Here is an 11,820-nt window from a genome sequence, read left to right as displayed (position 1 = left end):
CCGCCTCGTTGCCGCCGCTCGCGCCCGTGACGACCATGCCCCTCATTGCAACGCACTGCTCAACCCAGCAGGCGCCCAACGCACTGAGGATTCCCGGCATGAAGAAGTTTCGCAGCAACTGGTTCCGCGTCGCCGTCGAGGGCGCTACTTCGGACAAGCGCACCATCAAACGCAGCTGGCTGGAACAGGCCGCCAAGAACTTCAACCCGTCCACCTACGGCGCCCGTATTTGGCTGGAGCATTTCCGCAGCCTGTTGCCCGATAGCCCGTTCAAGGCCTATGGCGATGTCCTGGCAGTGAAAACCGAAGAGGTGGACATCAACGGTCAGAAAAAACTGGCCCTGTTCGCCCAGGTTGAGCCCACCCCTGAGCTGATCGCCATGAACAAGGCGAAACAGAAGATTTACACCTCCATCGAAATCGACGACAGCTTTGCCGACACCGGCGAAGCCTACATCGTCGGCCTGGCGGTCACTGACTCGCCCGCCAGCCTGGGCACCGACGTCCTGGCGTTCTCAGCCCAGAAACCGGACGCCAGCCCCTTCAAGGATCGCCACTACTCGGCAACTTCGATGTTTACCGAGGCGGTGGAAACCGAGTTGAAGTTCGAGGAGATCGAAGAGAAGCCCAGCATCGGCGCCCAGTTGTTCAACAAGGTGCAAGCGCTGCTGACCGGCAAGCAGGTCAAGGACGATAACGAGTTCGCCCAGATCGGCGAAGCCGTCGAAGCCATCGCCGAACACGTCAAGGATCTACCCGACCAACTGGCCGCCGAAAAGAAATTCTCGGCGGGGCTGAAAACCCAGCTCGACCAGGTCGGCACGGAACTCACGGAGCTGAAAAACAAGCTTTCCACCACCCAGGACCACAACCAAAAGACGCGCCCTCCGGTTACCGGTGGCGACAAACAGGTCATGACCGACTGCTAACAGCCGGCCACCCACAGCCCCGAACAAACGAAGGACGATATTCATGCGCAACGATACTCGCGAACACTTCAACGCCTACCTGAGCCAGCTCGCCCGACTCAACGGTGTGTCTTCTACCACCGCGACCTTTTCCGTTGACCCTACGGTTCAGCAGACGCTGGAAACCCGGATGCAGGAATCCAGCGAGTTCCTGGGCAAGATCGGCATCATCGGCGTCGATGAACTCCAAGGCGAGAAAGTCGGCTTGGGTGTCAGCAGCACCATTGCCGGTCGTACCGACACCACCGGCAACGGCGTGCGCCAACCTCGCGACGTCTCCTCCCTGGACAAGAAAGGCTACGAGGCCAAGAAAACCGACTTCGACACCGCGATCCGCTACGCGCAGCTCGACGCCTGGGCGAAATTTCCAGACTTCCAGGCTCGCCTGCGCGACGCGATCCTCAAGCGCCAGGCGCTCGACCGCATCATGATCGGCTTCAATGGTGTCAGCGCAGCCGCTACGACCGACCGCCAGGTCAATGCTCTGTTGCAAGACGTCAATATCGGCTGGCTGGAACAGTACCGCCTCAACGCGCCTGCGCGTGTTCTCAAAGAGGGGAAAACTGCCGGCAAGATCATCATCGGCAGCGGTACCACGGCTGACTACAACAACCTTGATGCGTTGGTATTCGATGCGGTCGCCAACCTCATCGACCCATGGCACCGCAAGGATCCGGGCATCGTCGTCATCCTGGGCAGCAATCTGGTGCACGACAAATATTTCCCGCTGATCAACAAGGAACAGCCAGCCTCCGAAAAACTGGCAACCGACATGATCCTTTCGCAGAAGCGCATGGGCGGGAAGCAACCGGTCGAAGTGCCCTATGTTCCTGACGGCGCGGCGTTGGTCACCACCCTGACGAACTTGGCTATCTACTGGCAGATCGGTGGTCGGCGTCGTTATGTCAAAGAAGCACCGGAAAAAAACCGCATCGAAAACTACGAGTCCAGCAACGACGCGTATGTCGTTGAGGATTACGGCCTCGGCTGCCTGATCGAAAACATCGAGCTTGAGGAGGCCTGATCCATGGCTAACAGCCTCGCCAAGCGCCACTACCAGCGCGTCACTGCCGCCATCGAGGCGGCAGCAACCGAGCCCACCCAGACCATGGCCGGCGCGACGGCCTACGAGCATCAGCTCAATCAGCTCCTACAAGACCGCCTGCGCCTGAAACAGGTCCAGTCCAACCAGGGCAAGGCCGAACTCAAGCGCCAGTTGCTGCCGAGCTATGAATCCTATGTGCAAGGTGTGCTGGAAGGCGGCCAGGGCGCGCAGGACGAGGTACTGACCACCGTCATGGTCTGGCGCTTCGATGCCGGCGACTTCACCGGTGGGCTCGACATCGCGACCTACGTGCTGGAACACAAGATGGTCATGCCCGACCGCTTCGCCCGCACATTGGGCTGCCTGGTCGCCGAGGAAGTCGCGACGGCAGCTTTCAAGGCTCAGAAGGTTGGCGAACCGTTCGACCTGGCAATCCTGCACCGCACCGCCGAACTCACCGACGCCGAAGACATGCCCGACCAGGCCCGCGCCAAGCTGTTTCTCGCCATGGGCCGCGCCACGCTGGAAGGCATCACCGAAGAGGCCCCGGGCCAACCCGGCAAGCTTCAGGCCGGTGTGGATCTACTGAAAAAAGCCATCGCCCTGCACGACGCCTGCGGTGGCAAGAAAGATCTGGAGCGGGCCGAACGCCTGCTCAACAAACTTGCCGGCTCCGCTGGCTAACCGAGCGTCCCCACGCACCCCGCCGGCTCGGGGCGGATCGGCCAGGCCGCTCCTCCTGAACGTGAAGCCCCGACCACCGGCGACCTATTTTTGAGTGCTTTTCCATGAGCGGATTCGTAGCCGGCGGCCCCGTCGCCAGCGGCCATATCAACACCGACGCCTTCTGGCCCTCGATTGATCTCGACGAGCTGCGAGCCACCCTGCGGATCGATGCCAGTGTCACCGCGCCACGTTTGGAAACCGCCGCCGTCGCCGCAGCTATTAGCGTCAACCGCGAGCTGAGCGGATGGCGCGCCATCCAGCAAGCCGCAGGCCATGCCGAACTGGCGGACGTTCCCGGCGAAAAAATCAACGACGTATCTGTCCTGGTGCACCTCTACCGCCGCGCCATCGAGGCCGCCACCGGAGCCGAAGTGTGTGAGCGCTACCGCTCCTACGACAGCACCAACAGCGGCAACCAGAACGCCGAAGACCTCACGCCAAACATCGACGACTACCGCCGCGACTTGCGCTGGGCCGTGCGCGACTTCCTCGGCATCAACCGCACCACCGTGGAGCTGATCTGATGCCCGTCACCGTCCGAGCCTTTCAAAACGACACCGTTGACGCGTTGTGCTGGCGACACTACGGCCGCACCGCTGGCGTAACCGAAGCGGTACTCGAAGCCAACCCCGGCCTGGCCGACTACGGGCCGATCCTGCCCCAAGGCTTGGCCGTGCAGATGCCCGAAGCCCAGACGGCTGCGCCACAGCGGCAGATGGTGAACCTATGGGACTGATCAACCTGCAACGAGCCCACGAACCCACCAACCCTGGATTACGGAATGAAGCGCATGCCTGAACGTCCCGACACCTGGGCCTGGCTCGCCGCCTGGCTCGAACAAAACTGGCCTGCCCTTTATGCGGGGATCCTGGCTCTGACCATCGCCGCCCTACGGATCATGTATGGCGGCGGCACCCTGCGGCGGATGGCAGTCGAGGCCCCCCTTTGCGGCGCCCTGGCATTGGCCGCCAGTCATGGTTTGGCGCTGCTCGGTATCCCCGCCTCAACCGCACCGTTCTTCGGTGGGGTAATCGGCTTGCTTGGAGTCGAGGGGACTCGCGCCGCTGCCAAGAAATTTTTCACTCGCAAGGTAGAACAGCTATGACGACGCTTCGCCACGGCGACCGCTCGCAAGCGGTGCGCATCCTGCAAAAGAACCTGAACGACCACGGCGCCGGGCTGGTGGTAGACGGCGACTATGGCGATTCCACTGAAGCGGCTGTTCGGGCGTATCAGTTGAAAGTCGGCTTGGTCGCCGATGGCGTTGTCGGCGAAAAGACCCTGGCCAGCCTGGCCGGCGGTGACTGTCAGCCCCTGTTGAAAAACGAAGACCTGGTACAGGCCGCGCAGACCCTCGACGTACCGCTGGCAAGCGTCTATGCCGTCAACGAGGTTGAATCCAAGGGCAAGGGCTTCCTGGCGAATGGCAAGCCGGTGATTCTGTTCGAGCGGCACATCATGTATCGCCAGCTCGCCACGCCGCGCCACGAAGGTGACAACCCCGACGAACTCAAGCGCCACGCCGACCAACTGGCCGCCGCCAATCCGGCCATCGTCAATCCGAAGTCCGGCGGCTATGCCGGCGGCACTGCTGAGCATCAGCGCCTGAGCCATGCGCGCCTGATCGATGACACCGCCGCGCTGGAATCCGCCTCCTGGGGCGCGTTCCAGATCATGGGTTTTCACTGGAAACGCCTGGGCTATGTCAGCGTGCAAGCGCTGGTCGAGGACATGAGTGCAGGCGAGTCTCAACAGTTCGCCGCCTTCGTGCGTTTCATCCAGACCGACCCGGTGCTGCACAAGGCCTTGAAAGGCCGTAAATGGGCCGAGTTCGCCAAGCTCTACAACGGCCCGGATTACCAACGGAACCTATACGACATCAAGCTCCAGCGCGCCTATGAGCGGCATGCTGAGTGCGGATGCGGCCAGGCGGTGGCGGCATGATTCCCCCTCGAATCGCTTACCTTGAAATCAGTCCAAGGCAAACGGGGAAAACCGAACGGCTTGTTCGACACGCGAAATCTTGTCTTGCGGCAGGCAAAAGGGTGTGTTTCGTCACCTTGCAGGGTTCGGTCGAAGATATTCGCCACCGCCTGCCTGGCGCATTCATTTGGGGAAATGACGAAGAGGTGCCGTGCAGAGAAGACGATGAGGGTGTTATCTGGTTTTACGACGAATTTGACTGGCTCGACTCAACCAAAATCCATGCCGGCGCCTACTACGCAACCACACCGAAATTCCTACGAACGTTGGGCGAGCAAACAGCAGAAAACGATCTGCTTTTAGGGCTGATCGAAGCCAACGACCGACAGCTCTGTCGATATACCTGGCCGGTCGATTTGTCCGACATTCTCAAAGAGGCCCGCGCTTCGTACAGCCCCGAAGAATTCCGGCTGCTCTACCTTGGAGAGTTCCTAAAATGATCGACCTTGAACGCGTGCAACAGTTGAACGTGCAGGACGGCAACTTGCTGGTGGTGCCCGAAAATACCGAGCAAGCCGATATGGAATTGCTGTGCGAAGCCCTGGCCTACATGACCCCCGGTTGCCGGGTCGTCATCGTGCGAAGTCCGGTGGAGCTGATGGACATCGGCGACATGAACAAACTGGGCTGGTACCGCGCATGAGTACCCTGCGCCAGGCGCTGTACGGCATCGCCCTGCTGGGCGCCTTGGCACTGCTCATCTGGGGCCAGGAACAACGCATCACCGTGGCCGAGAAGAACACCGAACTGGCGGGGAAGGACATCAAAATCGCCCGCGATGAAGCTGACAGGCTGCGCGCCAATCTCAGCACCCTGCAAAACACCCTGAACGACGAGCGCATTGCCCAGGCTGCCCTGCGAACCCAGCAGGATCAACTGCGCCAGGGCCTGGCAAAGCGCGAGCAAACCATCGAGGCGCTGAAACGTGAAAACGAAGACCTTCGCAACTGGGCTGACCAGCCTTTGCCTGAGCTTGCTCGCCGGCTGCGCGAGCGCCCCGCCTTCACCGGCGCCGACGCTTATCGTCAGTGGCTGTCCGGCCGTGGTGCCCTGCACCCTGCCGGCGACAAGCCCACTCAATAACGGCGATCAGCTCACCGACCAGGACCGCGTCGAAGCCGCATGGGCTGAATGCGCCGGCCAGGTAGACATGGTGTTCAAGCATCAACAGGCGGCCCCATGAACAAACCCGAAAGCCTGCGCGCCCATCTGCTGAGCACAGTGGCCGAACTCAAGCACAACCCCGACCGGCTGCTGATCTTCATCGACAACGGTAAAATCCGCTGCACCGCGGCTGCCTCGCTGTCGTTCGAATACAGCTTTGATTTACAGGTCATCCTCACCGATTACGCTGGTCACCCCGACAGCGTCATGTTGCCGTTGCTGGGGTGGCTGAGCGTGAACCAGTCCGAGCTGCTGGAAAACCTGAACAAGTCCGCCCAGGGCATCCAGTTCGAGGCTGACATCCTGGACAACAGCAAAGTGGACATGAGCCTGACATTGCCGCTGACCGAGCGCGTCGTGGTGGCGAAAGACGCCGATGGCAATACCACCATCCACCATCCTGGCGAACCTCGACAGGTGGCCGCGTTCCTCGACCCGGCGTGGATACCTAGTGCTCAAGGCACCGGCGGTGAATGGGTCGTGCCGAAATGACCAATCGATTGGAAACGCTGGAGGATTGGGCGGCCGGCTTACTGGGGCAATTGGAACCCGCATCGCGCAACAAACTGGCCCGCAGCATCGGCCAGGCCCTGCGGCGCAGCCAGCAACAGCGAATCATCGTCCAGCGCAACCCGGACGGGAGCAAGTACGCGCCGCGAAAGCAGCGCAACCTTCGGGGAAAACAAGGCCGGGTAAAACGGAAATTGAAAATGTTTTTGAAGCTGCGCACAGCGAGTTTTTTGAAAGTGCAAGGTGATGGAAACGCCATCAGTGTTGGCTTCACCGGGCGGATAGCCCGGATAGCCCGGACGCATCAGTTCGGTCTAAAGGATCGTGCGGAACAGGGTGCGCCAGATGTAACTTATGATCGCCGGGAGCTGCTAGGCTTTACGGAATCGGACATAGACATCATTCGAGAAAAATTGCTATCCCATTTAGCCTAGAGGCTAAGTTTCATTTGTCTTTTACATGCTCCTTCCCAACCCCTTTCAGCGTTACCGCCATCCATCCTTGCCAAGGCCCTTCTATGCTATGAACCTTGAAAAATCCCTCGGTATGGACATCACTTCTAAAACGCATGTTCCAGTGAATTTCTGGATCTTGTGAAAGAAACCAATCTCTGTTCCTGCATCGTCCGCCTCGATACTAAAGAAGGTAGTCGCTGCCGGGTTTTCATCAAGCAGCCAATCTACTAATTGGCCGCTTTGCTCCTCATCAAGCACAAGTTCAAGATCCAGCACAGAGTTTCGATTTTCAAACAGAAAATTAGAAAACTTCGAATCTAACGGGCCTCTGTATTTCTTCACACGGCTCTTGAACGCCTTGTATAGGCTTACAATTTTGGCTACTGCTCCCGCCACAGCACCCACCCCAGCGACCACCGCCGAAATTTTCCCCCAATGTTCGACCCAAAAATCTACAACCTGTTGAAATTCCATCACTACTTCCTTCAATCATCACTCATCCATGTCCTGTCCAGTAGGTCGAGAGGACACCATAGAATTAAAAAATCATCGCGCACCGGTGAGTTTTGTGCGGGCAGAACAATAAATCACTCAATGTAAAAAACCTACATACAAGTTCAATGAGCTGCGCCCCCATGCGCACGACGCCATCATCGGCGCCATGAACGACTTAGCCACCCTCGCCCGCCTGATCGAAAACCTCATCCGCTTCGGCACCATCGCTGCCGTCCAGATGCAGCCCCCGCGTGTGCAGGTCAAAACCGGAACCCTGACCACTGCCTGGCTGCCGTGGATCGCGCTACGGGCCGGTGCCGACCGGGAGTGGAACCCTCCGACAGTCAACGAACAAGTTCTGCTGTTCAGCCCCTCGGGCCAGCTCGGCAACGGTGTCGCCCTGACCGGCCTTTTCAGCGATCAGATCCCCGCCAACGGCGACCGTGAAGGCCTACACCGCGTCACCTACCGCGACGGCACGGTGATCGAGTACGACAGCGTCGCCCACCACCTCAACGCCACGCTCACAGACGGCGGCACCACAAACCTGGTCAGTACCGGCGGTATCAACATCGTCGGCAACATCACGCACCAGGGCGATTACACCCAGACGGGCGACCAGAACGTCACCGGTAGGGTCACCGTCTCGGTAGACGTAGTGGCGGCCGGCATCAGCCTGGTGAACCACCCGCACGGCGGCGTCACGCCTGGCAGCGGCAAGACGGGGAAACCGGAATGAACCGACACACCGGCGCCGCCATCAGCACCATGGAAAGCATCGCCCAATCCATGAGCGACATCCTCAGCACGCGCATTGGCACCCGGGTCATGCGGCGCGAATACGGCAGCTTGTTGCCCGAGCTGGTGGACCACCCGTTCAACGACATCACTCGATTGCAGGTGTACGCGGCCACCGTCATGGCGCTGATGCGCTGGGAGCCGCGTATCAGCCTGAGCCGCGTGCAGTTCCAGGGCGCCACGCTGCAAGGTCAATCCTCGTTGGATATTGAGGGCAGCATTGTCGATAGCAACGAGCCGCTGAGCCTGAGCGTGCCGCTGAACTTGGGGGGTAGCGCATGAATTCATTCGTCGCGATTGACCTGGGCCAGCTCCCCGCGCCCGAGGTCGTGGAGCAGATCGATTACGAGCAGATCCTCGCCGAGCGCAAGGCCTACGCCATCGGCCTCTGGCCGGTCGAGGAACAAGCCGAGATCGCTGCACGGCTTGAGCTGGAATCTGAACCCCTGACCAAACTGCTCCAGGAGAACGCCTACCGAGAGACAGTGTGGCGCCAGCGCGTCAATGAGGCGTCCGTCGCCAATATGCTGGCCCTCGCCAAAGGCAGCGACTTGGAGAACCTGGCCGGCAACTTCAACGTCAAGCGTCTGGTCATTCAGGCCGCCAAGCCTTCGGCCGTGCCGCCGGTCCCGTTGTTGATGGAAAGCGACGACAGCCTGCGGGAGCGGGCGCAGATGGCGTGGGAAGGCCTCAGCACTGCCGGCCCACGTAACAGCTACATTTTCCATGCGCGCTCGGCTGACGGCCAGGTTGCCGACGCCACCGCCGAGAGCCCTGCCCCGGCCGAGGCGGTGGTGACCGTGCAATCAATCCTGGGCGACGGCACCGCCTCGCCCGCGCTGCTGGCAAAGGTCAATGCCTACCTCAGCGACGACGACCGCCGCCCTGTCGCGGATCGGCTTACTGTCCAAAGCGCCCAGGTCATCAACTACCAGGTCAAGGCCAAGCTGTTTCTCTCGACGTCCGGCCCTGAGAGCGAGTTGATTCTCGCGGCGGCCAATGCGCAGCTGCTAGCTTTCGTGCACCAACGGCGCCGCTTGGGCTTGGAGGTTTCGGAATCCATTATCCACGCCTCGCTGCACGTTGAGGGTGTGCGCAAGGTCGTGCTGGAGAACTGGACGGACATCGTTGCCACGAAGTACCAGGCCCCGTACTGCACGGCCGTCGATTTGGCGCTGGGGGTCGAATGATGGCAGACGCGCCCCTGCTTCCAAGCAACTCGACGCCATTGGAGCGTCAAGCGGCGCAAGCGCTGGCCCAGATCCAGCGTGTGCCGATTCCATTGCGCACGCTGTACAACCCCGACCTTTGCCCACTGCCCCTTTTGCCCTACCTGGCCTGGGCTTTCTCTGTGGATCGCTGGGACAGCAAGTGGACCGAAGCGGCCAAGCGCGCCGCCATCCGCAGCGCGTACTACATCCATTCGCGCAAGGGCACTATCGGCTCTCTACGCCGTGTCGTTGAACCCCTCGGCTACCTAATTGAAATCATCGAATGGTGGCAGACCGTTCCGGTCGGCCCTCGCGCCACCTTCAAGCTCAAGGTCGGCGTGCTCGACACCGGAATCACCGAAGAGATGTACCAGGAACTCACCTGGTTGATCGACGACGCCAAGCCCCTGACACGCCACCTCACCGGGCTCGCCATCAGCCTGGAAACCACCGGCTCAATTCATATCGGGGCCTGCATCACCGAAGGCGACGAGATTGATATCTACCCACCTACACAGCGAGACATCGAGGTCACGGGCTACATCCACCAGGGCGGCCGTGAACACCAGATCGACACCATGGACATCTACCCATGACAGACCAAAACAGCCAGTTTTTTGCCATTCTCACCGCCATTGGCAAAGCCAAGCAGGCCAACGCGGACGCCCTGGGGGTCCCCTGGACATTTGCGCAGATGGGCGTCGGTGATGCGAACGACACCGACCCGATCCCCAACGAGCAGCAAACGCACCTGATCAACGAGCGCCGTCGTGCCCCGTTGAACCAACTCAGCGTGGACCCAGCCAACCCCAACATCATTGTCGCCGAACAAGTCATCCCAGAAAACGTCGGGGGGTGGTGGATTCGAGAGGTCGGCCTGTATGACGCCGATGGGGACCTCGTCGCCGTGGCAAACTGCGCGCCAAGCTTCAAGCCGTTGCTGAGTCAAGGCTCGGGCCGTACCCAGGTGGTGCGGATGAACCTCATCGTCAGCAACACCGCCAACGTCGAGCTGAAGATCGACCCGAGCGTTGTCCTGGCGACACGCACCTACGTGGATTCGAAAATTCGCGAGGAGCTGTACAAGCTCGACAACAAGCAGTCGGTGCGCGTGGCCACCACGGGCAACATTGCTCTGACTGGTTTGCAGGTCGTTGACGGCATTACGTTGCTTGCAGGTGACCGGGTGTTGGTGAAGAACCAAACGGCAGCCAAGGACAATGGTATCTACGTTGCTGCTAACGCGGCATGGCTGCGGGCACCGGATGCCGACAGCAATGCCGAAGTGACGTCAGCGATGATTTTGTCAGTCGAGCAAGGCTCCACGCTGGCAGATTCGCGCTGGCAACTGGTAACTGACGGCTCAATCATCCTGGGCACTACGGCGCTGGTATTCCAGAACGTGACGCAAGGGTTTGCGCCGCTCAACTCTCCAGCCTTGATTGGAACGCCTACTGCACCGACGGTAGCCGGGACCGACAACAGCACCCAGATCGCAACGTCGGCGGCGGTGCGGGCCATCATGGCTCAGTACGGCTTAGGTGCTGCTGCTTTCAACTATGGGGGGAACATCGACACAATTGCGCTTACCGGTGTTTACATGGTTGCCGTGGGTACCACGGGTACTAAGCCCTTAAACCCGGGAACCTCCTCGGTAATTCCTAACGGTACGATTTTTCATATGGAGCGCGGTAGCTCCAATATGGCCACACAGTGGTGGGACTCCCTGGTAAGCAACACCACCCCCATTACCTTCATGCGGACTCGAAACTCGGCCGGTGTTTGGACCTCTTGGGCTCAAATGTGGAACGAGCTGAATACGCCAAAACAGGCCAGCTCGCTGGATCTCGCCGCTGGGGCGATGTTGACGGTAGGTGCGTTCGGGGCTGGTCGCGGTATTTTGAGCACTGAAGTGGACATGAATAATTACCTGATTCCGGGTAATTACCTGACTCCGATGTCTGGGATGCTGAACATCCCGCCCGGCTGGTCTCCCTCAGTCCGTTACAGCCTTGTTGTTGAAGGCTACATGAGCACCAACTACCTGGTGCAACGAATCACTGGGGGGCTGTCCAGCGGTCAGACGCCGATCTTTGCAATACGCGTCATGCAGAACGCGGGGGAATGGACACCTTGGTTTGTAGGGGTTACCTCTGATGACTTTAAAGCTTCAGTAGGGGCTAGTGGCTATCAGCACTATCCGGGGGGATTAATTCGCCAGTGGGGAACATTTACAGTTTCGGCACTGGCGAGCGGCGCCTATGTCGGGCTGGTGATTACGTTACCCAAGGCTTTTCCCAACGGTCTACTTTCGGGCTCAGGAACGGTTCATAACCAAGGCTTGGCAAACGTCCAGCCTCGACCTAACGGCTCATCCAAAACGACTGTCACCATGTGCGTGAATAACCAGGCCACAGTCGCTATGCCTACTGTGATTGGCACTTGGGAATATTGGGGGTATTGAT

At 59.9% G+C, this 11,820-nt stretch carries 18 protein-coding genes and 1 pseudogene; 18 read left to right on the top strand and 1 reads right to left on the bottom strand.

Annotation, left to right across the window (positions count from 1 at the left end; genetic code table 11):
* Positions 1-98 precede the first annotated feature (98 nt).
* The 13 genes and pseudogenes from PSH57_RS09435 (at position 99) to PSH57_RS09375 (ending at position 6,830) form a co-directional block, all read left to right on the top strand.
* Positions 99-929 (top strand): GPO family capsid scaffolding protein, encoded by an 831-nt coding sequence (locus tag PSH57_RS09435; protein WP_305389149.1) that lies wholly within the window; start codon positions 99-101, stop codon positions 927-929.
* A gap of 43 nt (positions 930-972) precedes the next feature.
* A complete protein-coding gene (locus tag PSH57_RS09430) occupies positions 973-1,992 on the top strand; it encodes a phage major capsid protein, P2 family (RefSeq protein ID WP_305389148.1) in 1,020 nt (339 codons plus the stop codon).
* 3 nt (positions 1,993-1,995) lie between these two features.
* Entirely contained in the window at positions 1,996-2,697 is a 702-nt protein-coding gene (locus PSH57_RS09425) for a phage terminase small subunit (protein ID WP_305389147.1), read from the top strand.
* A 104-nt stretch (positions 2,698-2,801) separates the two neighbouring features.
* Positions 2,802-3,263 carry a head completion/stabilization protein gene (locus tag PSH57_RS09420; protein ID WP_305389146.1) on the top strand — a complete coding sequence of 154 codons (462 nt, stop codon included), beginning with the start codon at positions 2,802-2,804 and terminating at the stop codon, positions 3,261-3,263.
* On the top strand, positions 3,263-3,475 hold the full coding sequence (locus PSH57_RS09415) for a tail protein X (RefSeq protein ID WP_003199765.1): 213 nt from the start codon (positions 3,263-3,265) through the stop codon (positions 3,473-3,475). Before PSH57_RS09420 ends, PSH57_RS09415 begins: the two co-directional genes overlap by 1 nt.
* Before the next feature lie 45 nt (positions 3,476-3,520).
* Positions 3,521-3,844 carry a phage holin, lambda family gene (locus tag PSH57_RS09410; RefSeq protein ID WP_003183304.1) on the top strand — a complete coding sequence of 108 codons (324 nt, stop codon included), beginning with the start codon at positions 3,521-3,523 and terminating at the stop codon, positions 3,842-3,844.
* Entirely contained in the window at positions 3,841-4,683 is an 843-nt protein-coding gene (locus PSH57_RS09405; protein WP_305389144.1) for an N-acetylmuramidase family protein, read from the top strand. The genes PSH57_RS09410 and PSH57_RS09405 overlap by 4 nt, the downstream gene beginning before the upstream one ends.
* A complete protein-coding gene (locus PSH57_RS09400) occupies positions 4,680-5,162 on the top strand; it encodes a hypothetical protein (RefSeq protein WP_039011045.1) in 483 nt (160 codons plus the stop codon). Before PSH57_RS09405 ends, PSH57_RS09400 begins: the two co-directional genes overlap by 4 nt.
* Positions 5,159-5,365 (top strand): hypothetical protein, encoded by a 207-nt coding sequence (locus PSH57_RS09395; RefSeq protein ID WP_305389142.1) that lies wholly within the window; start codon positions 5,159-5,161, stop codon positions 5,363-5,365. The genes PSH57_RS09400 and PSH57_RS09395 overlap by 4 nt, the downstream gene beginning before the upstream one ends.
* Complete coding sequence (gene lysB / locus PSH57_RS09390) at positions 5,362-5,805, top strand: Rz-like lysis system protein LysB (RefSeq protein WP_305389141.1); 444 nt, start codon at positions 5,362-5,364, stop codon at positions 5,803-5,805. Before PSH57_RS09395 ends, lysB begins: the two co-directional genes overlap by 4 nt.
* Positions 5,717-5,905: pseudogene (lysC, locus tag PSH57_RS09385) on the top strand (Rz1-like lysis system protein LysC); the annotation flags it as partial. The gene lysB and the pseudogene lysC, both read left to right, overlap by 89 nt.
* Positions 5,902-6,378, top strand: coding sequence for a phage tail protein (locus PSH57_RS09380; protein WP_305389140.1), 477 nt, complete (start codon positions 5,902-5,904; stop codon positions 6,376-6,378). The pseudogene lysC and the gene PSH57_RS09380, both read left to right, overlap by 4 nt.
* Positions 6,375-6,830 (top strand): phage virion morphogenesis protein, encoded by a 456-nt coding sequence (locus PSH57_RS09375; RefSeq protein WP_305390337.1) that lies wholly within the window; start codon positions 6,375-6,377, stop codon positions 6,828-6,830. The genes PSH57_RS09380 and PSH57_RS09375 overlap by 4 nt, the downstream gene beginning before the upstream one ends.
* An 81-nt stretch (positions 6,831-6,911) precedes the next feature.
* Here PSH57_RS09375 and PSH57_RS09370 read toward each other — a convergent pair whose 3' ends face one another.
* Complete coding sequence (locus tag PSH57_RS09370; protein ID WP_305389139.1) at positions 6,912-7,325, bottom strand: hypothetical protein; 414 nt, start codon at positions 7,323-7,325, stop codon at positions 6,912-6,914.
* Positions 7,326-7,512: 187 nt separating this feature from the next.
* Between PSH57_RS09370 and PSH57_RS09365 the strand changes: the two genes are divergently transcribed.
* Genes PSH57_RS09365 through PSH57_RS09345 form a run of 5 tightly spaced genes read left to right on the top strand, consistent with a single transcriptional unit; the run spans position 7,513 to position 11,819 of the window.
* Complete coding sequence (locus tag PSH57_RS09365; protein WP_305389137.1) at positions 7,513-8,085, top strand: phage baseplate assembly protein V; 573 nt, start codon at positions 7,513-7,515, stop codon at positions 8,083-8,085.
* The gene (locus PSH57_RS09360) at positions 8,082-8,426 is read left to right on the top strand and encodes a GPW/gp25 family protein (protein WP_305389136.1); all 345 of its coding nucleotides are present in this window, start codon (positions 8,082-8,084) and stop codon (positions 8,424-8,426) included. Before PSH57_RS09365 ends, PSH57_RS09360 begins: the two co-directional genes overlap by 4 nt.
* Entirely contained in the window at positions 8,423-9,334 is a 912-nt protein-coding gene (locus PSH57_RS09355; protein ID WP_305389134.1) for a baseplate J/gp47 family protein, read from the top strand. The genes PSH57_RS09360 and PSH57_RS09355 overlap by 4 nt, the downstream gene beginning before the upstream one ends.
* Positions 9,334-9,951: a phage tail protein I gene (locus PSH57_RS09350; RefSeq protein ID WP_305389132.1), complete on the top strand. Its 618-nt coding sequence runs from the start codon at positions 9,334-9,336 to the stop codon at positions 9,949-9,951. The genes PSH57_RS09355 and PSH57_RS09350 overlap by 1 nt, the downstream gene beginning before the upstream one ends.
* Positions 9,948-11,819: a phage tail-collar fiber domain-containing protein gene (locus tag PSH57_RS09345; protein WP_305389131.1), complete on the top strand. Its 1,872-nt coding sequence runs from the start codon at positions 9,948-9,950 to the stop codon at positions 11,817-11,819. Before PSH57_RS09350 ends, PSH57_RS09345 begins: the two co-directional genes overlap by 4 nt.
* Position 11,820 lies beyond the last annotated feature (1 nt).

The sequence above is a fragment of the Pseudomonas hefeiensis genome (genome assembly GCF_030687835.1).
GTDB classification, from domain to species: domain Bacteria; phylum Pseudomonadota; class Gammaproteobacteria; order Pseudomonadales; family Pseudomonadaceae; genus Aquipseudomonas; species Aquipseudomonas hefeiensis.
The sequence above is the reverse complement of the archived record's forward strand: the minus strand, read 5'-3'. Positions and strand labels throughout refer to the sequence as shown.

What these genes read in the sequence shown, in the direction of transcription:
- PSH57_RS09435 (WP_305389149.1), top strand. Translation starts at nt 99, where the DNA reads ATGAAGAAGTTTCGCAGCAACTGGTTCCGCGTCGCCGTCGAGGGCGCT.
- PSH57_RS09430 (WP_305389148.1), top strand. Translation starts at nt 973, where the DNA reads ATGCGCAACGATACTCGCGAACACTTCAACGCCTACCTGAGCCAGCTC.
- PSH57_RS09425 (WP_305389147.1), top strand. Translation starts at nt 1,996, where the DNA reads ATGGCTAACAGCCTCGCCAAGCGCCACTACCAGCGCGTCACTGCCGCC.
- PSH57_RS09420 (WP_305389146.1), top strand. Translation starts at nt 2,802, where the DNA reads ATGAGCGGATTCGTAGCCGGCGGCCCCGTCGCCAGCGGCCATATCAAC.
- PSH57_RS09415 (WP_003199765.1), top strand. Translation starts at nt 3,263, where the DNA reads ATGCCCGTCACCGTCCGAGCCTTTCAAAACGACACCGTTGACGCGTTG.
- PSH57_RS09410 (WP_003183304.1), top strand. Translation starts at nt 3,521, where the DNA reads ATGAAGCGCATGCCTGAACGTCCCGACACCTGGGCCTGGCTCGCCGCC.
- PSH57_RS09405 (WP_305389144.1), top strand. Translation starts at nt 3,841, where the DNA reads ATGACGACGCTTCGCCACGGCGACCGCTCGCAAGCGGTGCGCATCCTG.
- PSH57_RS09400 (WP_039011045.1), top strand. Translation starts at nt 4,680, where the DNA reads ATGATTCCCCCTCGAATCGCTTACCTTGAAATCAGTCCAAGGCAAACG.
- PSH57_RS09395 (WP_305389142.1), top strand. Translation starts at nt 5,159, where the DNA reads ATGATCGACCTTGAACGCGTGCAACAGTTGAACGTGCAGGACGGCAAC.
- lysB (WP_305389141.1), top strand. Translation starts at nt 5,362, where the DNA reads ATGAGTACCCTGCGCCAGGCGCTGTACGGCATCGCCCTGCTGGGCGCC.
- PSH57_RS09380 (WP_305389140.1), top strand. Translation starts at nt 5,902, where the DNA reads ATGAACAAACCCGAAAGCCTGCGCGCCCATCTGCTGAGCACAGTGGCC.
- PSH57_RS09375 (WP_305390337.1), top strand. Translation starts at nt 6,375, where the DNA reads ATGACCAATCGATTGGAAACGCTGGAGGATTGGGCGGCCGGCTTACTG.
- PSH57_RS09370 (WP_305389139.1), bottom strand. Translation starts at nt 7,325, where the DNA reads ATGGAATTTCAACAGGTTGTAGATTTTTGGGTCGAACATTGGGGGAAA.
- PSH57_RS09365 (WP_305389137.1), top strand. Translation starts at nt 7,513, where the DNA reads ATGAACGACTTAGCCACCCTCGCCCGCCTGATCGAAAACCTCATCCGC.
- PSH57_RS09360 (WP_305389136.1), top strand. Translation starts at nt 8,082, where the DNA reads ATGAACCGACACACCGGCGCCGCCATCAGCACCATGGAAAGCATCGCC.
- PSH57_RS09355 (WP_305389134.1), top strand. Translation starts at nt 8,423, where the DNA reads ATGAATTCATTCGTCGCGATTGACCTGGGCCAGCTCCCCGCGCCCGAG.
- PSH57_RS09350 (WP_305389132.1), top strand. Translation starts at nt 9,334, where the DNA reads ATGGCAGACGCGCCCCTGCTTCCAAGCAACTCGACGCCATTGGAGCGT.
- PSH57_RS09345 (WP_305389131.1), top strand. Translation starts at nt 9,948, where the DNA reads ATGACAGACCAAAACAGCCAGTTTTTTGCCATTCTCACCGCCATTGGC.